Source organism: Bacteroides sp. 1_1_30, assembly GCF_020982715.1.
Lineage (GTDB): Bacteria > Bacteroidota > Bacteroidia > Bacteroidales > Bacteroidaceae > Bacteroides > Bacteroides xylanisolvens.
In genome coordinates, this window is the sequence record NZ_JAJKHN010000084.1 from 1 (window position 1) to 21,824 (window position 21,824).

Sequence of the window (21,824 nt, forward strand, 5' to 3'; positions counted from 1 at the left end):
ATTCCTGAAGGCAAGAACAAGCTTAAAGAAGCAACAGGATCAATCGTTTGGGAAGAGGATGTTTTCATGATGCAAAAATAAGAATTTTAACGCAATCCCCCAAGGTTTCAGACTGAGCCCACTGTTTCCGTTATGATCCGAAAAACATTGGATCCGAAAAATAAGAAAGAGATAAATCTTCTGATTTACCTCTTTTTTCGCTCTTCCTCTTGGACTTGAACCAAGGACCCTCTGATTAACAGTCAGATGCTCTAACCGACTGAGCTAAGGAAGAATGTTTGCAATCAAGATTTTCAACTTTGCTCTTCCTCTTGGACTTGAACCAAGGACCCTCTGATTAACAGTCAGATGCTCTAACCGACTGAGCTAAGGAAGAATGTTTTTCTCAATTGCGATGCAAAAGTACTAGTTTTTTTTGAAATATGCAATATCTTTGCAAAAAAAATATTAGGAATGGACAAAATAATAGGATTGGGCAACGCCCTGGTAGACGTACTCGCAACCCTGAAGGATGATACTCTTTTGGATGAAATGGGTTTACCCAAAGGAAGCATGCAGCTCATCGATGACGCTAAGTTACAGCAGATTAACATAAAATTTTCACAGATGAAAACCCACTTGGCAACAGGCGGATCGGCAGGAAATGCCATCCTTGGACTGGCTTGTTTGGGTGCCGGAACAGGGTTTATCGGAAAAGTGGGAAATGATAATTATGGAGAATTTTTTCGTGAAAATCTGCAGAAAAATAAGATTGAAGACAAATTATTGAACTCGGACCGACTACCTTCCGGTGTGGCATCCACTTTTATTTCACCGGATGGAGAGCGCACTTTCGGAACCTATCTGGGAGCAGCCGCTTCTTTGAGAGCGGAAGAACTGACGCTGGATATGTTTAAAGGTTACGCGTACCTATTTATAGAAGGCTACCTCGTTCAGGATCATGAAATGATTCTTCATGCCATTGAACTGGCTAAGGAAGCAGGTTTGCAGATTTGTCTGGATATGGCTAGTTATAATATTGTGGCCAATGATCTGGAGTTCTTCTCTTTATTAATAAACAAATATGTCGACATCGTCTTTGCAAACGAAGAAGAAGCGAAAGCCTTTACCGGCAAGAAGCCGGAGGAAGCTTTGGGAGTGATTGCCAAGAAATGCAGTATTGCTATTGTAAAAGTCGGAGCAAGCGGTTCTTATATCCGCAAAGGAACAGAGGAAATAAAGGTTTCGGCCATTCCGGTTCAGAAAGTGGTGGATACTACCGGTGCTGGTGACTATTTCGCTTCCGGATTCTTATATGGATTGACCTGTGGATACTCGTTGGATAAATGTGCAAAAATAGGTTCTATTCTCTCGGGAAATGTTATTCAGGTAATCGGAACAACGATGCCACAGGAACGCTGGGATGAAATTAAGTTAAATATTAACAGGATTCTGGCAGAATAACAAAGGATTAAGCTACTTTTACGACTCATTTAGATTAAAAAGAGGTATGAAAAAATTGCTGAACAGGCGAATAGCTATTGTTGCAGTAGCGGTGATAGCCACAGTTGCTTTCTTTAGTTTCAAGAGCGGAGACGACCGTAATTTCCAGATTGCAAAGAATCTGGATATATTTAACGCGATTGTGAAAGAACTGGATATGTTCTATGTAGATACCATCGATCCGAATAAAACGATTCGGGAAGGGATCGATAATATGCTTTACACCTTGGACCCTTATACGGAATATTATCCGGAAGAAGATCAGAGTGAGTTGGAACAGATGATTAAAGGATCATTCGGTGGTATAGGTTCTTACATTGCTTATAATACGAAACTAAAGCGTTCGATGATTTCTGAACCTTTTGAGGGAACACCTGCTGCAAAAGCCGGACTGAAAGCGGGAGATATCCTGATGGAGATTGACGGAAAAGACCTTGCCGGTAAGAATAATGCGGAAGTCAGCCAGATGTTGCGTGGGCAGGCAGGGACCAGTTTTAAGTTGAAGATTGAGCGTCCGAATGTGAAAGGCGGACGTACGCCGATGGAGTTCACAATTGTGCGTGAGTCTATTCAGAATCCGGCAATACCTTATACTGCCGTATTGGATAACAATATAGGTTACATCGGCCTTAGTACTTTTTCCGGCAATCCTTCCAAAGAATTTAAGAAAGCGTTTCTGGATTTGAAGAAACAGGGAGCTACTTCATTGGTGATAGACCTTCGTAGTAATGGCGGCGGACTGTTGGATGAAGCAGTAGAAATTGCGAATTATTTCTTGCCGCGTGGAAAAGTGATTGTGACGACCAAAGGAAAAATCAAACAGGCCAGTAACACTTATAAAACGTTGCGCGAACCGTTGGATTTGGATATTCCGATTGCCGTACTGGTAAATAGCGGAACGGCTTCTGCTTCTGAAATCTTATCAGGTTCTTTGCAGGATCTCGACCGTGCTGTGATCGTTGGTAACCGTACTTTTGGAAAAGGGCTGGTACAGGTTCCCCGTTCTTTGCCTTATGGCGGAACGATGAAAGTGACTACCTCCAAATATTATATTCCGAGCGGCCGTTGCGTGCAGGCTATTGATTACAAACATCGCAATGAAGACGGAAGTGTCGGCACTATTCCCGACAGTTTAACTAAGGTATTCTATACGGCTGCCGGACGTGAAGTCCGTGATGGAGGTGGTGTAATGCCGGATATTACGATCAAACAAGAGAAATTACCGAATATCCTTTTCTATTTGGTACGTGATAATCTAATCTTCGATTATGCAACGCAGTATTGTTTGAAACATCCCACTATCGTTGCTCCGGAGAAGTTTGAGGTGACAGATGCTGATTATAATGATTTTAAAGCATTGGTGAAGAAAGCCGACTTCAAGTATGACCAACAGAGTGAGAAGATTCTGAAAACGTTGAAAGAAGCTGCCGAGTTTGAAGGATATATGGATGACGCTTCAGAGGAATTCAAAGTGCTAGAGAAGAAGTTGAACCATAATCTCGACCGTGACTTGGATTATTTCTCTACCGACATAAAGAAAATGATTGCTACTGAAATTATCAAACGTTACTATTATCAACGGGGTAATATCATCCAGCAGTTGAAGGATGATGACGGTTTGAAGGAAGCGATGAAAATACTGAATGATCCGGTGAAATACAAAGAAATGCTTAGTGCCCCGGTTGCTAAGAAATAAAGAAATATTTTTCAAATATAGATAATACAGAAAACGCGGCTTTGTCATCGACAGGCCGCGTTTTCTGTATCTAATTGTAAATAGTCATATAAGTGTCATCCTCGGATACAGGTATTTGTAACCTCGACTGACACATTTATTGGCGAATCAAAGGGAGAGTGAAATAGAACCTGCTTCCCTGCCCCTCCTGGGAGCGCAGCCAGATACGTCCTCCCATTTTTTCTACTAACATTCTGCAAAGAGTCAGCCCCAATCCGGTTCCCTGAACAAAATCGTTGACCTTTCCAAAGCGGCGGAAAATAGTGGCAACTCTTTCTGCCGGAATACCGATGCCGCTATCTTTCACGTAGAACTCTACAAAATCCTCTTTTTCCCGATACCCGAAATGGATTTCTCCTTTGGGGGTAAACTTTGTGGCGTTACTAAGTAAGTTACTTATAATTTGTATAATACGATTCCAGTCACCGGAGGCATACATGTCCGCATCTACATCATCTAAAATAAGTTTGACTCCGTTTTGCGTCTTATGGCAAAACTGTTGCTTCAGTTGCAGACAGATATCTGTTAACTTGATCGGACGGATGTTGAATTTTAAAGAGTCGGCCTCCAGTGAGGACAGATCCAGAATATCGTTGAATAGATTCAGTAACATTTCCGAATTTCGTTCGATGATTTCCGCATATTGATTCTTCTCTTCCGTAGATGTTGCGAAAGTGATTAGTTTGGAGAATCCGACAATCGCATTGAGCGGAGTGCGTATTTCATGGCTCATGTTTGCAAGAAAAGCAGATTTCAGCCGATCCGACTCTTCTGCCTTGACTCTGGCGGCCTTCAACTCTTTCTGTTGTTGCGCGTTCGTCTGTTCTGCTTCCCATTGTTGGGATATATCACGGCACATACACAACAGATATTTATTATCCAACGGAAAGATGCGGTTTTCGTAGTGATGTAAAACACCGTCCAACATCAGGTCATGTCTGGCTGTGGAACTTTCTCCCGTGAGGATCACTTTATCCATATTCTTGCGGACACTCTCATAAGCTTCTTCCGGCAGAATATCTTTTACGTTAGTGGTGGTGATATTACTGGCATTGATACCTTCTACGTGGTTGGTTGCCGGCGAAGAAGCAAGCTCTATAATATTGGCATCATGGTCGAAGACGGTGAGCATATCGGGGAGGGCATCCAATATCCGGGTGCTGTATTTATCGCGAAAACGCTCTTGGGAAGGAGGCGAAAGATGGGAGGAAAGAAAATCTATCTTCTCTTCTAATTGTTCGATTATTTTTAAAAGTTCCTCCTTCGTTTTGCCCTCGTAATGTCTCATAGAAGATTTATTGTTATTCATTAGAATATTGTAGAATTTGTTTTATCTGTTGCAAATATAAGACAATATTCCGAGACGCGGATTGTCTCCCAAGTTATTATAATATAAAAAAAACGGATAGCTTTTGCCCTACTAATCAGAATGTTCTATCTTTGCATTCATTATATATAAATGATTTACAATATGTCTACAGAATTATTCTCTACTCTGCCCTATAAGGTGGCAGATATTACGCTTGCTGATTTCGGACGCAAGGAAATCGATTTGGCAGAAAAAGAAATGCCCGGCCTGATGGCTCTTCGCGAAAAGTATGGAGAATCCAAACCGTTAAAAGGTGCCCGCATTATGGGATCGTTGCACATGACCATTCAGACGGCTGTGCTGATTGAAACGTTAGTGGCTTTAGGAGCTGAAGTACGTTGGTGCTCTTGTAATATATATTCAACGCAGGATCATGCGGCGGCTGCAATTGCTGCTACGGGTGTGCCTGTGTTTGCATGGAAGGGGGAGACTCTTGCTGATTATTGGTGGTGTACATTGCAAGCATTGAGCTTTGCAGGTGGTAAAGGACCGAATGTGATTGTAGATGATGGCGGTGACGCTACGATGATGATTCACGTAGGTTATGATGCAGAGAATAATGCTGCCGTATTGGATAAAGAAGTACATGCAGAGGACGAAATAGAACTGAATGCAATCTTGAAGAAAGTATTGGCTGAAGACAGTACTCGCTGGCATCGTGTAGCGGAAGAAATGCGTGGCGTGTCTGAAGAAACTACGACAGGCGTACACCGTTTGTATCAGATGCAGGAAGAAGGCAAACTGTTGTTCCCGGCATTCAATGTGAATGATTCGGTCACAAAATCTAAGTTTGACAACCTGTATGGCTGCCGCGAATCGCTGGCTGACGGTATCAAGCGTGCAACGGATGTGATGATTGCCGGAAAAGTGGTGGTAGTATGTGGTTATGGTGATGTGGGTAAAGGCTGTTCTCATTCTATGCGTTCTTACGGAGCGCGGGTACTCGTGACGGAAGTAGATCCGATCTGTGCATTGCAGGCTGCCATGGAAGGCTTTGAAGTGGTGACTATGGAAGAAGCTTGCATGGAAGGCAATATTTTTGTGACTACTACAGGTAATATCGATATTATCCGTATCGACCACATGGAGAAAATGAAAGATCAGTCTATCGTTTGCAACATCGGTCATTTCGATAATGAAATTCAGGTAGATGCCTTGAAACATTATCCGGGTATCAAATGTGTGAACATCAAACCACAAGTAGACCGTTATTATTTCCCGGATGGTCACAGCATCATTCTGCTTGCTGACGGTCGTTTGGTAAATCTGGGATGTGCAACCGGTCATCCGTCATTTGTGATGAGTAATTCATTTACTAATCAGACATTGGCGCAGATAGAACTGTTCAACAAGAAATATGATATCAATGTATATCGCTTGCCGAAGCATCTGGACGAAGAAGTTGCCCGCCTGCATCTTGAAAAGATCGGCGTGAAATTGACTAAGTTGACTCCTGAACAGGCTGCCTATATTGGTGTGTCAGTGGACGGACCTTATAAAGCAGATCATTATAGATACTAATTAGATTTACGATTTGACGATTTACTATTTACGATTGATAAATGTGGGAGAACGGTATTCTACCGTTATCAATTGTAAATATTGGATTGTCAGATCGTAATTTATTTTATATTCAAACTTCAATCGTAAATAGTAAATCGTGTCATTGTAAATGAAAAAGTTTCTTCCCGACTTAATAGCCATTCTGGCTTTTATCATTCTTTCTTTCGCCTATTTTTTTCCGGCTGATATTGAAGGTCGTATCTTGTTTCAGCATGACACGGCTGCCGGAGTCGGCGCGGGACAAGAATCGAAAGAGTATCTCGAACGTACCGGAGAACGTACGCGCTGGACGAATTCGATTTTTGGAGGTATGCCTACCTATCAGATGTCTCCGAGTTACGACTCGACAACGTCCCTGAAAGGGGTGGAGAAGGTTTATCGCCTCTTTCTCCCGGATTATGTAGTGCTGACTTTTATTATGATGCTCGGATTCTATATTCTTTTGCGGGCTTTCGGAATATCGGCTTGGCTGGCAGGATTGGGCGGAGTGATATGGGCTTTTTCTTCCTATTTCTTCATTCTGATACCGGCAGGGCACATTTGGAAGTTTGTGACGTTGGCTTATATCCCACCTACGATTGCGGGTGTCGTTCTGGCTTACCGGAAGAAATACTTGTTGGGTGGAATTATTACAGCGCTGTTCATCGCCCTTCAGATTCAGTCGAATCACATTCAGATGAGCTATTATTTCATGTTTGTGATCCTGTTTTTTGTGGGAGCGTACTTTGAAGATGCTTATAAAAAGAAAGAACTGCCCCATTTCTTCAAGGCCAGTGCAATTTTGGCATTGGCTGCCGTGGTAGGAGTTTGTATCAATATCTCCAATCTGTATCATACTTATGAATATAGTAAGGAGACGATGCGCGGCAAGAGCGAATTGAAGCAGGAGGGCGCTGTGGCCAGCCAGACAAGTAGCGGGTTGGACCGTGACTACATAACCAACTGGAGTTATGGTATTGGCGAGACATTGACGTTGCTGGTTCCGAACGTAAAAGGAGGAGGATCAGGGTCTACGATGTCGCAAAGCGAAGTTGCTATGGCAAAGGCCAATCCAATGTATAGCGGCATTTATTCGCAGTTGCCGCAATATTTCGGTGAGCAACCGTGGACAGCCGGTCCTGTATATGTTGGGGCATTTGTGATGTTCCTGTTCGTATTGGGTTGTTTCATAGTGAAAGGTCCTCTGAAATGGGCATTGCTAGGAGCTACTATCTTCTCGATTCTGCTTTCATGGGGAAAGAATTTCATGGGACTGACGGACTTCTTTATCGATTACGTCCCGATGTACAATAAGTTCCGTGCTGTATCTTCCATTCTGGTGATTGCTGAATTTACCATTCCTTTGTTGGCGATTTTTGCTTTGAAAGAGATTTTGAGCAAACCGGATACGCTGAAGTTGAAAGAGAACCGTGGAGGGGTGATTGCCACTTTGGTACTGACTGCTGGTGTTGCGTTGATTTTAGCTGTTGCTCCGGGTGCTTTCTTCTCCGGTTTTATTACGACACAAGAGATGGCTGCTTTGAAACAAGCACTTCCAGCCGAACATTTGGCTCCGTTTGTGGCAAACCTGACTGAAATGCGTGAAGCTATTATTGCTTCGGACGCATGGCGTAGTTTCTTTATTATAATGATTGGTTGCCTGTTTTTATTCTTATATCAACAGCGGAAGTTGAAAGCTTCTTTCACATTGGCTGGTATTGCGCTTTTATGTTTGATAGATATGTGGAGCGTCAATAAACGCTATTTGAATGACGAACAGTTTGTGCCGAAATCCAAACAGACGGAAGCGTTTGTTAAAACACAGGCGGATGAGATGATTCTTCAGGATACTACTTTAAATTATCGTGTGTTGAACTTTATAGGCTTTCCCGGTAATACGTTTAATGAAAACAATACAGCATACTGGCATAAAAGTGTCGGTGGCTATCATGCAGCGAAGCTCCGTCGCTATCAGGAAATGATCGATCATCATATCGTGCCCGAAATGCAGGAAACCTATCAGGCGGTGGCTACTGCCGGCGGACAGATGGACAGTGTAGACGCTTCCAAATTCCGTGTACTGAATATGCTGAATACAAAGTACTTCATTTTCCCTGCCGGAGAGCAAGGGCAGGCTGTTCCTGTGGTAAATCCTTATGCATACGGCAATGCATGGTTCGTAGACAAGGTGCAGTATGTAAATAATGCAAATGAAGAAATCGATGCTTTGAATGATATTCTTCCAACAGAAACAGCCGTAGTGGATGTGAAGTTTAAAGAACAATTGAAAGGTGTGACAGAAGGATATAAAGATTCTCTATCTACCATCCAGTTGACTAGCTACGAACCGAATCGTCTGGTTTACAAGGCTTCCACTCCTAAAGACGGAGTTGTTGTCTTCTCCGAAATATATTATCCGGGATGGCAGGCGACTATTGACGGTCAGCCCGTCGATATTGCCCGTGCAGATTATATCTTGCGTGCGATAAATGTACCGGCAGGAGAACATACCATCGAAATGTGGTTTGATCCACAAAGCATACAGGTTACAGAAAGTATTGCTTATGCAGCATTGGCTTTGTTGCTGATCGGAGTTATGGTCCTTGCGTGGACGCAGCGGAACAAGATTGCGAAGAAGTCTTAAGCGAAATGTAATAGTCATTAACCTTCATAATGTATGGTAAGGTTATAAAATAAGGGCGGCACTCCTCCTCACAAAGAGCGCCGCCCTTATTTTACATTCACTAAAAAAATATGAAAAAACAAACGCTGTCCATAGAAACATATTAAGTGTAATGTCTTTGAGAGTAGTTGTTTATTGTTTGTTCATTGAAAAAGGAAAATATGAATATAAACAAATAGTTTGTGGATAGTCTTATTATGCTGTAAGCTACTAAATTTGTAGCCAATAATAGAGCATTATGTTATGAAAAGACTACTATTCATTTTTTCCTTTTTTTTCTTGTTCGTGTTACGTGGGAACACACAGGAGGTAGAGATTCTGACATTAGAGGATTGTCTCCGCATTGGTATTGACAATAACTTGTCGTTAGAAGGGAAACGTAAAGAAATACAAAAAAGTAAATATGGCGTATCTGAAAACCGTTCGAAGCTGCTGCCGCAAATTAATGCGATAGCCGGTTATAATAATAATTTTGATCCTCCGGTGTCAGTCACAGACGGTTCATCTTACGGAGTTCCCTATAATATAACGAAAACATTGCAACATTCTGCTAATGCAGGACTGGAAATGCAGATGCCGCTTTTCAATCAGACTCTTTATACTTCTATGTCCATAGCTAAAGTGATGGAAGAAATCAGTCGTCTGTCTTATGGAAAAGCTAGGGAAGATGTTATTCTTCAAATCAGTAAGATGTATTATCTCGGACAGGTCACGGCCGAACAAATCATGCTGATAAAAGCAAATATCATCCGTCTGGAAGAATTGAGAGATATTACACAGGCTTTCTTCGATAATGGAATGTCTATGGAAGTCGATCTGAAAAGAGTCAATATCAATTTGGAAAATCTGAAGGTGCAATATGACAATGCACAAGCAATGATGAAACAGCAATTGAATATGCTGAAATACATTATGGATTATCCGGCTGAAAAGGAAATCGCGCTGACACCGGTAAATACCGATAGCATTACTACGGTAGCCCTGACCGGCTTGTCGGAAAATATCTATGAACTTCAACTCTCACAATCGCAAGTGCAACTGGCGGAACGACAAAAGAAGATCATTACTAATGGATATATCCCTTCTCTTAGTCTGACAGGCAGCTGGCGATATGCCGCATATACGGATAAAGGTTATCATTGGTTCCACTCCGGTCCGTCCAATCAATGGTTTCGTTCCTATGGAGTGGGGCTAACCTTGCGTATTCCGATTTTCGACGGACTGGATAAAACCTATAAAATAAAGAAGGCGATGATCGATATAGAGAACAAAAGGCTGGCATGGGAAGATGCCCGGAAGAATCTGCAAACTCAATATCTGAATGCTGTGAACGACCTGATGAACAATCAGCGTAACTTTAAGAAACAGAAGGATAACTACTTGCTTGCCGAAGATGTGTACGCAGTCACTTCCGACCGTTACCGGGAAGGCATTGCTTCTATGACGGAAGTGCTGCAAGATGAAATGCAGATGAGCGAAGCTCAAAACAACTATATCAGCGCACATTATAACTATCGGGTGACTAACCTGATGCTGCTTAAACTAACCGGACAAATAGAATCATTAGTCAAATAATACGCAAATAACAATCATAAATATGGAAACAATGGAAAATAACCTTCCTTCCGCTACTCATCAGGAGAAAGCAAAAAAAATGAAGAAACTTCGTCGCTGGCAGATTGCTATCAGCCTTCTCGGAGTGGCTATTATTGTTTGGGGAGTGATTGAAGTGATCTGCCTTTTTTTGAATTATAGCCAGACGGAGACTAGTAACGATGCACAAATAGAACAATATGTGTCTCCTATCAATCTACGTGCTTCAGGTTACATTGACAAAATCTACTTTACAGAACATCAGGAGGTACATAAAGGAGATACTTTGCTGGTACTGGATGATCGTGAATATAAAATTCGCGTAATGGAGGCTGAAGCTGCCTTGAAAGATGCGCAAGCCGGTGCGACCGTCATCAATGCTACACTCAATACCACGCAGACAACAGCATCTGTTTACGATGCGTCTATTGCCGAGATTGAAGTACGGTTGGCGAAACTGGAAAAAGACCGGAAACGATATGAGAACCTCGTGAAACGAAATGCGGCTACTCCTATCCAACTTGAACAGATTGTCACTGATTATGAAGCTACGCGTAAGAAGCTGGAAGCTACGAAAAGGCAGAAAAAAGCAGCTCTTTCCGGTGTAGATGAAGTGTCCTACCGTCGCATGAATACCGAAGCGGCTATTCAAAGAGCAACAGCTGCGCTCGAAATGGCCCGGTTGAATCTTTCCTATACGGTTGTAATAGCTCCTTGTGACGGAAAACTCGGCCGTCGCTCATTAGAGGAAGGACAGTTTATTTCGGCAGGGCAGACCATCACCTATATTCTTCCTGATACCCAGAAATGGATCGTTGCCAATTATAAGGAGACACAAATCGAGAACCTGCATATCGGACAGGAAGTATTTGTCACAGTAGATGCCATTAGCGATAAAGAGTTTAAAGGCAAAGTCACCTCTATATCAGGAGCTACCGGCTCCAAATATTCATTAGTGCCGACCGATAACTCCGCAGGCAACTTTGTGAAGATCCAACAGCGCATCCCCGTACGCATCGACTTTACCGATTTATCAAAAGAAGACAACGAACGATTAGCAGCAGGCATGATGGTAGTAGTGAAAGCCAAACTCTAACCACCGCGCACCTATAATTCATAAATCATAATTCATAAATCAAAGATTAATGCCCTCTTATCCTAAAAATTATCCTTTCTATAGCTGGATGCCCAAACCGTTGGGTATTATCATTCTGTTATTTTTCTTTCTGCCGATTCTTACGGTAGGCGGGGTTTATTCGGTGAATAGCACCGAAATGATGAGCGGGCTTGGCATTATATCCGAGCATATCCAGTTTGCCAACTTTGTTACTTCTATTGGTATGGCAGCCTTTGCTCCTTTCCTATATCAGTTGGTGTGTGTGCGGCGGGAGAAGATGATGTGTATTGTCGGGTTTGCGTTCATGTATATATTCAGTTATATCTGTGCAAAGACAGACAGCGTTTTTCTGTTGGCGCTTTGTAGTCTTCTGACAGGTTTCTTGCGTATGGTACTGATGATGGTCAATCTGTTCACACTCATTTGGTATGCGGGTGGAATGGAAGCTACCCGCAATATTACTCCGGGGTTGGAGCCGAAAGATACTGTCGGTTGGAATAAATTGGACATTGAAAGATGTGTGAGTCAGCCGGCTGTTTATCTGTTTTTTATGATTCTAGGACAGTCGGGCACAGCATTGACGGCTTGGCTGTCCTTTGAATATGAGTGGAAATATGTGTATTACTTTATGATGGGGATTCTCCTGATCTCTATTTTGCTCTTGTTTATTACCATGCCGAATTATAAGTTTCCCGGAAGGTTTCCTATTAATTTCCGTAAGTTCGGCAATGTCACTGCATTTTGCATCTCGCTGACTTGTCTCACGTATGTGCTGGTTTATGGAAAAGTACTCGACTGGTATGATGACGAATCTATTCGTTGGGCGACAGCTGTAAGTATTCTGTTTGCGGGAATTTTTCTATATATGGATGTAACGCGCCGGTCGCCTTATGTTTTGCTGGATGCGTTCAAACTGCGTACTATACGTATGGGAGCATTACTTTACTTATTATTGATGGTGATAAACTCCAGTGCTATGTTTGTCAATGTGTTTGCAGGAGTGGGGATGCATCTCGATAATCTGCAAAATGCTTCATTAGGTAATTGGTGTATGGTAGGTTATGCTATTGGTGCCGTGATTGCTATGGTGTTGGGAGGTAAAGGGTTACATTTTAAGTATCTGTTTGCGATGGGATTCTTCTTCCTGTCTTTATCAGCTGTTTTCATGTATTTCGAGGTACAAACGGCAGGAGTTTACGAGCGTCTGAAATATGCAGTTATCATCCGTGCCACAGGCATGATGATTCTGTATGCGCTGACGGCTGCTTATGCCAATCAACGTATGCCTTTTAAATATCTTTCCACCTGGATCTGTATTATGCTTACTGTGCGTATGGTTGTGGGACCGAGTATCGGCGGAGCAATTTATACAAATGTTTTGCAGGAGCGGCAACAACACTATATAACCCGTTATGCGCAAAATGTGGACTTGCTTAATCCGGATGCTTCCACTTCCTTCCTTGGTACGGTACAAGGTATGAAATATCAGGGAAAGAGTGAGACGGAAGCCCGTAACATGGCTGCTATATCTACCAAAGGGCGTATTCAGGTGCAGGCCACGCTCTCTGCACTCAAAGAGATGGCGGGATGGACAATTTATGGTGGGTTAATTTGTATGATATTTGTGCTCGTTGTTCCTTATCCTAAACGAAAATTGCTAACTTAGCGTCGTTTTTGATAATGATCTGTTAATATATTGGTATGATGGATAGCGGACAAGATCGTTTATTGCAGTTTGATCGCGATTTATTAAGTGGGAAAAATATATGTAGCTCTGAAGGGATATTTGTAAATTTTCCACCCTCACTGAAGAAACCTTTCCAAATGAAAGGGCTGGGGCTGATTATTTGCCGCCAGGGTAATTTCCAGTTTTCGCTTAATCAGAAAAAGCATTTCGCAGGAGCAGGCGAAAGTTTGTTTATTCCCGAAGACGGCGAGTTTCAGGTTTTGCAAGAGTCGGAAGACATGGAGGTACGGATTTTGATTTATCAGATAGAACCGATCCGGGATATTATGGGGAATCTGGTTGTTTCCATGTATATGTATTCCCGCCTTACTCCCGAAGAACCTTCTTGTGTCTGGTCTACTGGTGAGGAAGAAGAGATCGTAAAGTATATGTCCTTATTGGACAATGTGTTACAGTCGGAAGAAAATTCATTTAAACTTTATGAGCAGAAATTACTTCTACTTGCATTGACGTACAGGATTTGTTCTATTTATAATCGCAAACTTGTCAATGACGGGCGGGAAGTGGGAGGACGCAAAAATGAAGTCTTTATTCACTTGATCCAGTTAATCGAAAAATATTATATGCAGGAACGGGGTGTTGAGTTTTATGCGGATAAATTGTGCTTGTCTCCTAAATATCTTTCTGCCGTTTCTAAAAGTATCTGCGGATATACCGTGCAGGAACTTGTATTCAAAGCTATCATTCGTAAGAGCATCTCATTGCTTAAAAATACGCAGAAAGATATTCAGGAGATTTCAAATGCCTTCGGCTTCCCCAATGCTTCTTATTTCGGTACGTTCTTTAAGAAGCAGGTTGGGGTTTCACCGCAGCAATATCGGAAGAATCTTTAAACGTTTATTCTTTTTCGCCGTAGGCAAGATCGCCCGCATCGCCCAGTCCCGGAACAATGTAAGAATGTTCGTTGAGTTCGGGATCGATGGCTGCGCACCAGATTGTTGTCTTGTCTTTCGGAAATACATTCTTTATATGATCGATAGCCTTTTGGCTGGCGATAATCGAAGCAACATGAATTTCAGCAGGGTGTCCTTTCGTCAGCATTGCCTGGTAACTAAGTTCCATACTCCCCCCAGTTGCCAGCATAGGATCGGTGATAATCAGCGTTTTGTCATCAATGCGGGGAGAAGCGATATATTCTATGTGTATATCGAATTTTAGCGTATCTTTATATTTACGATAAGCGGAAACAAACGCATTCTCCGCCCTGTCGAAATAGCTAAGGAAACCTTGATGGAAAGGCAGACCAGCACGCAGGATCGTACTGATTACTAAATTGTTGTCCGGTGTACTGACCGGAGCGATTCCCAGTGGTGTCTGGATGTTCTTTACCGAGTATTTAAACTCTTTACTCATTTCATAAGCCATGATTTCTCCGATCCGTTCGATGTTACGGCGGAAACGCAGGCGGTCGTTCTGAACTTCTACATTTCTAATTTCGGATATGTACTGGTTTAGAATCGAATTAGTTTGGCCAAAATCAATTACTTTCATATTATATTTTAATCAAATTTTAATCTCATTTTCATAGTATTGATAACATACTGGCTTGCAAAGTAAACGATAATCTTTCAAATTGCAATATTCAGTTTGCAGATATTGTTAGGAATTTATAAAAGAGTTTCAATTAGGGAAAAATTTCTCTAATACCTTCTTCCTTTCCAAAGAAAGTATTACTTTTGTAGCCGGATTTACAAGGGGGTATCCAAAGCTCCCCATGTTAAGGTGAAAAGAGATAGAAAACAAAATACCAATTTTAATTAATTCAAAGAAAATGGCAAATTTAGATTTAAGCAAGTACGGCATCACAGGTGTGACTGAGATTTTGCACAATCCGTCTTATGATGTTTTGTTCGCTGAGGAAACAAAACCGAGTCTGGAAGGCTTTGAAAAAGGTCAAGTTACTGAATTAGGCGCTGTGAATGTAATGACAGGTATCTACACCGGTCGTTCTCCTAAAGATAAATTCTTCGTTAAGAATGAAGCTTCTGCTGATTCTGTATGGTGGACTTCCGAAGAATATAAAAACGATAACAAACCATGTACTGAAGAAGCTTGGGCTGACTTGAAAGCTAAAGCTGTAAAACAACTTTCCGGCAAACGTTTGTTCGTTGTTGATACTTTCTGTGGTGCTAACGAAGCTACTCGTATGAAAGTACGTTTCATCATGGAAGTAGCTTGGCAGGCTCATTTCGTAACTAACATGTTCATTCGCCCGACTGCTGAAGAACTTGCTAACTACGGAGAACCTGATTTCGTATGTTTCAACGCTTCTAAAGCAAAAGTTGACAACTACAAAGAACTGGGCTTGAACTCTGAAACTGCTACAGTATTCAACCTGAAGACTAAAGAACAAGTAATCCTGAATACTTGGTACGGTGGTGAAATGAAGAAAGGTATGTTCTCTATCATGAACTACATGAACCCGCTTCGTGGTATCGCTTCTATGCACTGCTCTGCTAACACTGATATGGAAGGAACTAGCTCTGCTATCTTCTTCGGATTGTCTGGTACAGGTAAGACTACTTTGTCTACTGACCCGAAACGTAAATTGATCGGTGATGACGAACACGGATGGGATAACGAAGGTGTATTCAACTACGAAGGTGGTTGCTACGCTAAGGTTATCAACTTGGATAAAGATAGTGAACCGGATATCTACAATGCTATCAAACGTGACGCTTTACTTGAAAACGTAACTGTTGACGCTAACGGTAAGATTGATTTCACTGACAAGAGCGTGACTGAAAACACTCGTGTTTCTTATCCTATCTATCACATCGAAAACATCGTTAAACCGGTTTCTAAAGGTCCTCACGCAAAACAAGTTATCTTCTTGTCTGCTGATGCGTTCGGTGTATTGCCTCCAGTATCTATCCTGAACCCGGAACAGGCTCAATACTACTTCTTATCTGGATTTACAGCTAAATTAGCTGGTACAGAACGTGGTATCACTGAACCGACTCCGACATTCTCTGCTTGCTTCGGTGCTGCTTTCTTGTCATTGCACCCGACTAAATATGCAGAAGAACTGGTTAAGAAGATGGAGATGACTGGTGCTAAAGCATACTTGGTGAACACTGGATGGAATGGTTCTGGTAAACGTATCTCTATCAAAGATACTCGTGGTATTATCGACGCTATCCTTGACGGTTCTATCGACAAAGCTCCTACTAAGGTTATTCCTTTCTTCGATTTTGTTGTTCCTACAGAACTTCCGGGTGTTGATCCGAAGATCCTTGACCCACGCGACACTTACGAATGTGCTTGCAAATGGGAAGAAAAAGCTAAAGATTTGGCTGGACGTTTCATCAAGAACTTCGCTAAATTTACTGGTAACGAAGCTGGTAAGGCTTTGGTTGCTGCTGGTCCGAAACTCTAATTGGAGAATCAGATATAATATGGAAGGCGGTTCGATTTCGAACCGCCTTTTTTATTGCTATACTGTGTCTTTCTATGAAAAGGAATACTGTCTGCTTAGTTTTTTTTCCTATATTTGTCAAAACGAGACTATTTACTTTTAAAGACAGCTATGACGTATCTGGATACAGACAAACAGACCTATGCGGATTTAAGCATAACGGAGACTGCAAACAATGAGCAGTTTCTTTTCTCTTTGTTTTCTAGAACAGAGACGAAAGAAGGAAAGTCATTGATGATGAACTGGATTATGTATCCGTTAAGTGATTTGGATATGATCCGCAAAAGGCAGGAGGCTGTTGCGTGGGATGCTTTACCTGAACTTCTTTTGAATGAAGAAGAATTGGATTTTATTGAATATTATCTGGCTTATCGCGACCAGATCAGGGAAGCACACGTCTTACTGTCATGTGCTACTGTCATAGATCGCCTGTTGAGATATGATTCAACCCGTTATGTTATTTGTCGGGGAGTGAAATTGGTAATACATTTGCTGCATTGTTTGGAGAGATGGGCGAAAGAATTGGATGAGGATGCCCCACAATTGATGAAGGAGTCAGCCCGTATGGTGAATGATATTTTGTCCGGAAGTGAATTAGGTGAAGTCTTGGAACAGACTTCTGGCGAAGAAAGGCGGCTATCTAATTATACGATAGATAAATACGATTATCTATTTCGCTGTACCCGTTTGTTGTCTTTGAAAGAGTTATTATCAGTTTTGTATTTATTGGATGTCTGTCGGACAGCTCATCGGGTAGCGAAAGAGAAAAATTTCTGTTGTACACCGAAAGTGGTGGAAACAATGGATTTTTCGGTCGAGGGTGTAGTTCATCCTTTTGTGAAAAATGTACGGGAGAATAGTTGGGTGATGTCCCGGGGAAATATCAGTATTTTTACGGGTTCTAACATGGCGGGAAAGTCAACCACTTTAAAAGCACTGACTTTGGCTGTCTGGCTGGCACATTGCGGACTGCCTGTCCCGGTGAAGTCAATGGTTTGTCCTCTTTACGAAGGTATTTATACTTCTATTAACTTGCCGGACTCTTTACGTGACGGGCGAAGCCATTTCATGGCAGAGGTACTTCGTATAAAAGAAGTGATGCAAAAAGCGCTTACAGGAAAACGTTGTTTGGTCGTCTTGGATGAAATGTTTCGCGGAACTAACGCTAAGGATGCTTTTGAGGCTTCTCTTGCAGTCAATGAATTATTGAAAAGATTCTCATGTTGCCATTTCCTTATATCAACTCATATTCTGGAGTATGCGAAAGCATTTGAAAAAGATCCTGCCTGTTGTTTTTATTATATGGAAGCGGAAATTATTGACGATGCATTTGTTTGTCATCATCGGCTATTGCAGGGGATTTCGGAGGCTAGGGTAGGATATTGGGTCGTGAAAAAACTACTGGCCGGTTTGATATAGTTTCACCTTATTATTGTGTCCATTAAGACAGTATTTTATTTTTATTAAAGGCATATTTTACTTACTTTTGTACAGACTATATAAGAGCATAATCTTGAATAATAATGCGACAACCATGAAGAAACTCTATTTCTTTCTTATCTGCTCTTTGTTTCTTGTCACCGGACTTTACGCGGGTGAAACTGATTATACCAAAGGACTTTCCATCTGGTTTGATACTCCCAATACTTTGCAGGGGTATGCCGTGTGGTATGGGGGAAGACCGGATCTGTGGAAAGGTGGTGATAAACCGGAAACAGCAGGAAATGCAGGTCATAATCCGGATCCCGCTTGGGAATCGCAATCATTACCGATAGGGAATGGTAGTTTAGGTGCGAATATCATGGGGTCGGTGGAAGCTGAACGTATTACCTTTAACGAAAAAACGCTTTGGCGTGGCGGCCCGAATACGGCGAAAGGAGCGGACTATTATTGGAATGTCAATAAACAGTCGGCTCATCTTTTGGATGAAATACGTCAGGCATTTACGGAAGGAAATCAGGAAAAGGCTGAAATGCTGACACGTCAGAACTTCAACAGTGAGGTGTCTTATGATGCTGACGGAGAAACACCTTTCCGTTTCGGCAGTTTTACTACCATGGGAGAGTTTTATGTAGAAACGGGATTGAATATTATAGGGATGAGTGACTATAAACGTATTCTTTCTTTGGACTCTGCAATGGCAGTTGTTCAGTTTAAAAAGGATCATGTGGCTTATCAGCGCAATTATTTCATTTCTTATCCAGCCAATGTGATGGTGATGCGTTTCAGTGCGGATCAACCGGGTAAACAAAACTTGGTTTTCAGTTATGCGCCTAATCCGGTGTCTACCGGGAATATGGCTTCTGACGGTAATAAAGGACTGGTGTATTCCGCATCTCTGGACAATAACGGAATGAAATACGTCGTTCGTATTCAGGCGGAGACAAAAGGCGGAACCTTGTCTAATGCAGATGGAAAACTGGCGGTGAAAGGTGCGGATGAAGTAGTGTTTTATATTACGGCTGATACTGATTATAAACCTAACTTTGATCCGGATTTTAAAGATCCGAAGACGTATGTGGGTGTCAATCCGGAAGAAACAACCAAGGAATGGATGAATAACGCAGTGTCACAGGGCTATACTGCTTTGTTTAGTCAGCATTACAATGATTATGCTGCTTTGTTCGACCGGGTTAAGTTGAATCTGAATCCGGCAATCAAGGGAAAGAATATGCCGACTCCCCAACGCTTGAAGAACTACCGGGCAGGACAGCCGGATTATGATCTGGAAGAATTATATTTTCAATTCGGCCGCTATCTGTTGATTTCAAGTTCCCGCCCGGGCAATATGCCGGCGAATTTGCAGGGTATCTGGCATAATAATGTCGATGGACCGTGGCGTGTGGACTATCATAATAATATCAATATTCAGATGAATTATTGGCCGGCTTGCTCCACCAACCTGAATGAATGTATGCTTCCATTGGTCGATTTCATTCACACGTTGGTAAAACCGGGTGAAAAGACCGCGAAATCTTATTTCGGTGCCAGAGGATGGACGGCATCTATTTCCGGCAATATATTCGGATTTACCACTCCGTTGGAAAGTCAGGATATGTCGTGGAACTTCAATCCTATGGCAGGTCCCTGGTTGGCTACTCATATCTGGGAATATTATGATTATACAAGAGATCTTACATTCCTGAAAGAAACGGGTTATGAGTTGATAAAAAGTAGTGCGGACTTTGCTGTCGATTATTTGTGGCATAAACCGGATGGAACATATACGGCTGCTCCATCTACTTCGCCGGAGCATGGCCCTATCGATCAGGGGGCTACCTTTGTGCATGCCGTTGTACGTGAGATTTTGCTGGATGCAATCGAGGCGAGCAAAGTGTTGGGCGTAGATAAGAAAGAACGTAAGCAGTGGGAGCATGTGCTTGCCAATCTCGTTCCTTATAAAATAGGGCGGTATGGTCAGTTGATGGAATGGTCGGTAGATATTGATGATCCGAAAGACGAGCATCGGCATGTGAATCATTTGTTCGGACTGCATCCTGGGCATACGGTTTCTCCGGTCACCACTCCCGAACTGGCGAAAGCCGCTAAAGTAGTACTGGTGCATCGTGGTGACGGGGCTACCGGTTGGAGCATGGGCTGGAAGTTGAATCAATGGGCGCGTTTGCATGATGGTAATCATGCTTATACCTTGTTTGGCAATTTGTTGAAGAACGGTACGCTGGATAATTTGTGGGATACACATTCGCCTTTCCAGATTGACGGAAACTTTGGCGGAACAGCCGGTATTACCGAGATGTTGCTTCAAAGTCATATGGGTTTTATTCAGTTGCTGCCTGCTTTGCCGGATGCATGGAAGGGTGGGGCTGTCAGTGGTATCTGTGCAAAGGGGAATTTTGAAGTGGATATGGTTTGGGAGAATAATCAGCTGAAAGAAGCTGTGGTTCATTCCAATGCGGGAGGAAACTGTGTGATAAAGTATGCTGATAAGACTCTTTCTTTTAAAACAGTGAAGGGGCGTAGCTATCGGGTTGAATATGATGTGACTAAAGGACTTATTAGACAGTAAATAGAAAATATCGGAAAATTAGAAAGTAGGAATGGTATTAGAGTATTTGAAATTGTTCGTGACGTTTGCGAAGATTGGAATGTTTACTATTGGTGGCGGTTATGCCATGATTCCGTTAATTGAACGGGAGATCGTTGCCAAACAGTGGATGAGTAAGGAAGAGTTCATGGAGATGTTTGCCTTGACGCAGTCACTACCGGGTGTGTTTGCTGTGAATATTTCTATTTTTGTAGGATATAAGTTGTATAAAGTGGGCGGGAGCCTGGTATGTGCTTTGGCTACGATTCTTCCCTCCTTTGTTATTATGATGCTGATAGCCATGTTTTTTGCACGGTTTCAAGATAATGAAGTGATGATTCGCATCTTTAATGGAATACGTCCTGCCGTGGTAGCGTTGATTTTGTTTCCTTGTATTTCTGCTGTAAGAGCTCTGAAACTGAAATACCTTCAGTTGGTTGCTCCTGCCATAGCTACTCTTTTGATTTGGCAGTTTGGACTGTCTCCTATTTATATTGTATTGGCAGGAATTCTGGGAGGATTGGTATATACATTGTGGTTGAAAGAAAAAATAATGAATAAAGAGGTATGATATATTTGCAATTACTTTGGGTGTATCTTAAAATAGGTATGTTCGGTTTTGGAGGTGGATATGCGATGCTTTCCCTTATTCAACATGAGATAGTGGATATTCATCATTGGCTGACTCCCCAACAGTTTACGGATGTGGTGGCGATTTCGCAAATGACTCCGGGGCCGATTGGTATCAATAGTGCTACTTATGTAGGGTATGCGGTAACGCAAAGCGTGTGGGGAGCGGTGCTAGCTACGGTAGCGGTTTGTTTACCTTCTTTTATTCTGGTGTTGCTCATTTCTTATTTCTTTGCGAAGTGCAAGGATAACAAGTATATTAAGGCGGCTATGTCCGGACTGCTACCTATGTCGGTTGCTTTGATTGCTTCGGCTGCATTGCTTATGATGAATAGAGAAAATTTTATGGACTATAAAAGTATCGGTATTTTTGCGGCAGCCTTTTTGGTTACATGGAAATGGAATCTTCACCCTATCCTGTTGATTTGTCTGGCGGGTGTGGTAGGATTGTTGTTGTATTAGT

Annotated in this window: 15 protein-coding genes and 2 tRNA genes; 13 read left to right on the forward strand and 4 right to left on the reverse strand. The window is 42.2% G+C overall.

From position 1 onward, the window contains the following. Positions 1-200: 200 nt before the first annotated feature. Positions 201-274, reverse strand: a tRNA-Asn gene (locus LPH68_RS20560). 28 nt (positions 275-302) lie between these two features. Beyond that, a tRNA-Asn gene (locus tag LPH68_RS20565) sits at positions 303-376 on the reverse strand. 77 nt (positions 377-453) lie between these two features. Here LPH68_RS20565 and LPH68_RS20570 point away from each other — a divergent pair. Both LPH68_RS20570 and LPH68_RS20575 read left to right on the forward strand, forming a co-directional pair. Continuing rightward, the gene (locus LPH68_RS20570; RefSeq protein WP_151921665.1) at positions 454-1,443 is read left to right on the forward strand and encodes an adenosine kinase; all 990 of its coding nucleotides are present in this window, start codon (positions 454-456) and stop codon (positions 1,441-1,443) included. 46 nt (positions 1,444-1,489) lie between these two features. Next, positions 1,490-3,178, forward strand: coding sequence for a S41 family peptidase (locus tag LPH68_RS20575; protein WP_004317524.1), 1,689 nt, complete (start codon positions 1,490-1,492; stop codon positions 3,176-3,178). Positions 3,179-3,314: 136 nt separating this feature from the next. Here LPH68_RS20575 and LPH68_RS20580 read toward each other — a convergent pair whose 3' ends face one another. Next, entirely contained in the window at positions 3,315-4,505 is a 1,191-nt protein-coding gene (locus LPH68_RS20580; protein ID WP_004317526.1) for an ATP-binding protein, read from the reverse strand. A 183-nt stretch (positions 4,506-4,688) separates the two neighbouring features. Here LPH68_RS20580 and ahcY point away from each other — a divergent pair, with 183 nt between their 5' ends. The 6 genes from ahcY (at position 4,689) to LPH68_RS20610 (ending at position 14,101) form a co-directional block, all read left to right on the forward strand. Then, complete coding sequence (gene ahcY, locus LPH68_RS20585; RefSeq protein WP_008642653.1) at positions 4,689-6,107, forward strand: adenosylhomocysteinase; 1,419 nt, start codon at positions 4,689-4,691, stop codon at positions 6,105-6,107. Between the two features lie 151 nt (positions 6,108-6,258). Then, a complete protein-coding gene (locus tag LPH68_RS20590; protein ID WP_128859645.1) occupies positions 6,259-8,772 on the forward strand; it encodes a YfhO family protein in 2,514 nt (837 codons plus the stop codon). Between the two features lie 282 nt (positions 8,773-9,054). After that, entirely contained in the window at positions 9,055-10,386 is a 1,332-nt protein-coding gene (locus tag LPH68_RS20595; protein WP_128859646.1) for a TolC family protein, read from the forward strand. Between the two features lie 22 nt (positions 10,387-10,408). Then, entirely contained in the window at positions 10,409-11,500 is a 1,092-nt protein-coding gene (locus LPH68_RS20600) for an HlyD family secretion protein (RefSeq protein ID WP_008642648.1), read from the forward strand. A gap of 49 nt (positions 11,501-11,549) precedes the next feature. After that, positions 11,550-13,187, forward strand: coding sequence for an MFS transporter (locus LPH68_RS20605; RefSeq protein ID WP_151921666.1), 1,638 nt, complete (start codon positions 11,550-11,552; stop codon positions 13,185-13,187). Positions 13,188-13,225: 38 nt separating this feature from the next. Continuing rightward, a complete protein-coding gene (locus tag LPH68_RS20610) occupies positions 13,226-14,101 on the forward strand; it encodes an AraC family transcriptional regulator (RefSeq protein WP_004302395.1) in 876 nt (291 codons plus the stop codon). A 4-nt stretch (positions 14,102-14,105) separates the two neighbouring features. On the opposite strand, the gene upp is transcribed toward LPH68_RS20610, so the two are convergent. Then, positions 14,106-14,759 (reverse strand): uracil phosphoribosyltransferase, encoded by a 654-nt coding sequence (gene upp / locus LPH68_RS20615; protein WP_008023141.1) that lies wholly within the window; start codon positions 14,757-14,759, stop codon positions 14,106-14,108. 280 nt (positions 14,760-15,039) lie between these two features. Here upp and pckA point away from each other — a divergent pair, with 280 nt between their 5' ends. From pckA to LPH68_RS20640, 5 genes are all read left to right on the forward strand, one after another. Further along, on the forward strand, positions 15,040-16,647 hold the full coding sequence (pckA, locus tag LPH68_RS20620) for a phosphoenolpyruvate carboxykinase (ATP) (RefSeq protein WP_008023140.1): 1,608 nt from the start codon (positions 15,040-15,042) through the stop codon (positions 16,645-16,647). Between the two features lie 150 nt (positions 16,648-16,797). After that, positions 16,798-18,105 carry a DNA mismatch repair protein MutS gene (locus LPH68_RS20625; RefSeq protein ID WP_151923830.1) on the forward strand — a complete coding sequence of 436 codons (1,308 nt, stop codon included), beginning with the start codon at positions 16,798-16,800 and terminating at the stop codon, positions 18,103-18,105. Between the two features lie 115 nt (positions 18,106-18,220). Beyond that, complete coding sequence (locus LPH68_RS20630; RefSeq protein WP_151923831.1) at positions 18,221-20,713, forward strand: glycoside hydrolase N-terminal domain-containing protein; 2,493 nt, start codon at positions 18,221-18,223, stop codon at positions 20,711-20,713. A gap of 31 nt (positions 20,714-20,744) precedes the next feature. Further along, positions 20,745-21,302: a chromate transporter gene (locus LPH68_RS20635; RefSeq protein WP_004317546.1), complete on the forward strand. Its 558-nt coding sequence runs from the start codon at positions 20,745-20,747 to the stop codon at positions 21,300-21,302. Further along, positions 21,299-21,823 (forward strand): chromate transporter, encoded by a 525-nt coding sequence (locus tag LPH68_RS20640; RefSeq protein ID WP_004317547.1) that lies wholly within the window; start codon positions 21,299-21,301, stop codon positions 21,821-21,823. Before LPH68_RS20635 ends, LPH68_RS20640 begins: the two co-directional genes overlap by 4 nt. The last annotated feature ends 1 nt before the right edge of the window (position 21,824 follow it).

What these genes read in the sequence shown, in the direction of transcription:
- LPH68_RS20595 (WP_128859646.1), top strand. Translation starts at nt 9,055, where the DNA reads ATGAAAAGACTACTATTCATTTTTTCCTTTTTTTTCTTGTTCGTGTTA.
- LPH68_RS20570 (WP_151921665.1), top strand. Translation starts at nt 454, where the DNA reads ATGGACAAAATAATAGGATTGGGCAACGCCCTGGTAGACGTACTCGCA.
- LPH68_RS20610 (WP_004302395.1), top strand. Translation starts at nt 13,226, where the DNA reads ATGGATAGCGGACAAGATCGTTTATTGCAGTTTGATCGCGATTTATTA.
- LPH68_RS20640 (WP_004317547.1), top strand. Translation starts at nt 21,299, where the DNA reads ATGATATATTTGCAATTACTTTGGGTGTATCTTAAAATAGGTATGTTC.
- LPH68_RS20605 (WP_151921666.1), top strand. Translation starts at nt 11,550, where the DNA reads ATGCCCTCTTATCCTAAAAATTATCCTTTCTATAGCTGGATGCCCAAA.
- LPH68_RS20580 (WP_004317526.1), bottom strand. Translation starts at nt 4,505, where the DNA reads ATGAGACATTACGAGGGCAAAACGAAGGAGGAACTTTTAAAAATAATC.
- upp (WP_008023141.1), bottom strand. Translation starts at nt 14,759, where the DNA reads ATGAAAGTAATTGATTTTGGCCAAACTAATTCGATTCTAAACCAGTAC.
- LPH68_RS20635 (WP_004317546.1), top strand. Translation starts at nt 20,745, where the DNA reads ATGGTATTAGAGTATTTGAAATTGTTCGTGACGTTTGCGAAGATTGGA.
- pckA (WP_008023140.1), top strand. Translation starts at nt 15,040, where the DNA reads ATGGCAAATTTAGATTTAAGCAAGTACGGCATCACAGGTGTGACTGAG.
- ahcY (WP_008642653.1), top strand. Translation starts at nt 4,689, where the DNA reads ATGTCTACAGAATTATTCTCTACTCTGCCCTATAAGGTGGCAGATATT.
- LPH68_RS20590 (WP_128859645.1), top strand. Translation starts at nt 6,259, where the DNA reads ATGAAAAAGTTTCTTCCCGACTTAATAGCCATTCTGGCTTTTATCATT.
- LPH68_RS20575 (WP_004317524.1), top strand. Translation starts at nt 1,490, where the DNA reads ATGAAAAAATTGCTGAACAGGCGAATAGCTATTGTTGCAGTAGCGGTG.
- LPH68_RS20630 (WP_151923831.1), top strand. Translation starts at nt 18,221, where the DNA reads ATGAAGAAACTCTATTTCTTTCTTATCTGCTCTTTGTTTCTTGTCACC.
- LPH68_RS20625 (WP_151923830.1), top strand. Translation starts at nt 16,798, where the DNA reads ATGACGTATCTGGATACAGACAAACAGACCTATGCGGATTTAAGCATA.
- LPH68_RS20600 (WP_008642648.1), top strand. Translation starts at nt 10,409, where the DNA reads ATGGAAACAATGGAAAATAACCTTCCTTCCGCTACTCATCAGGAGAAA.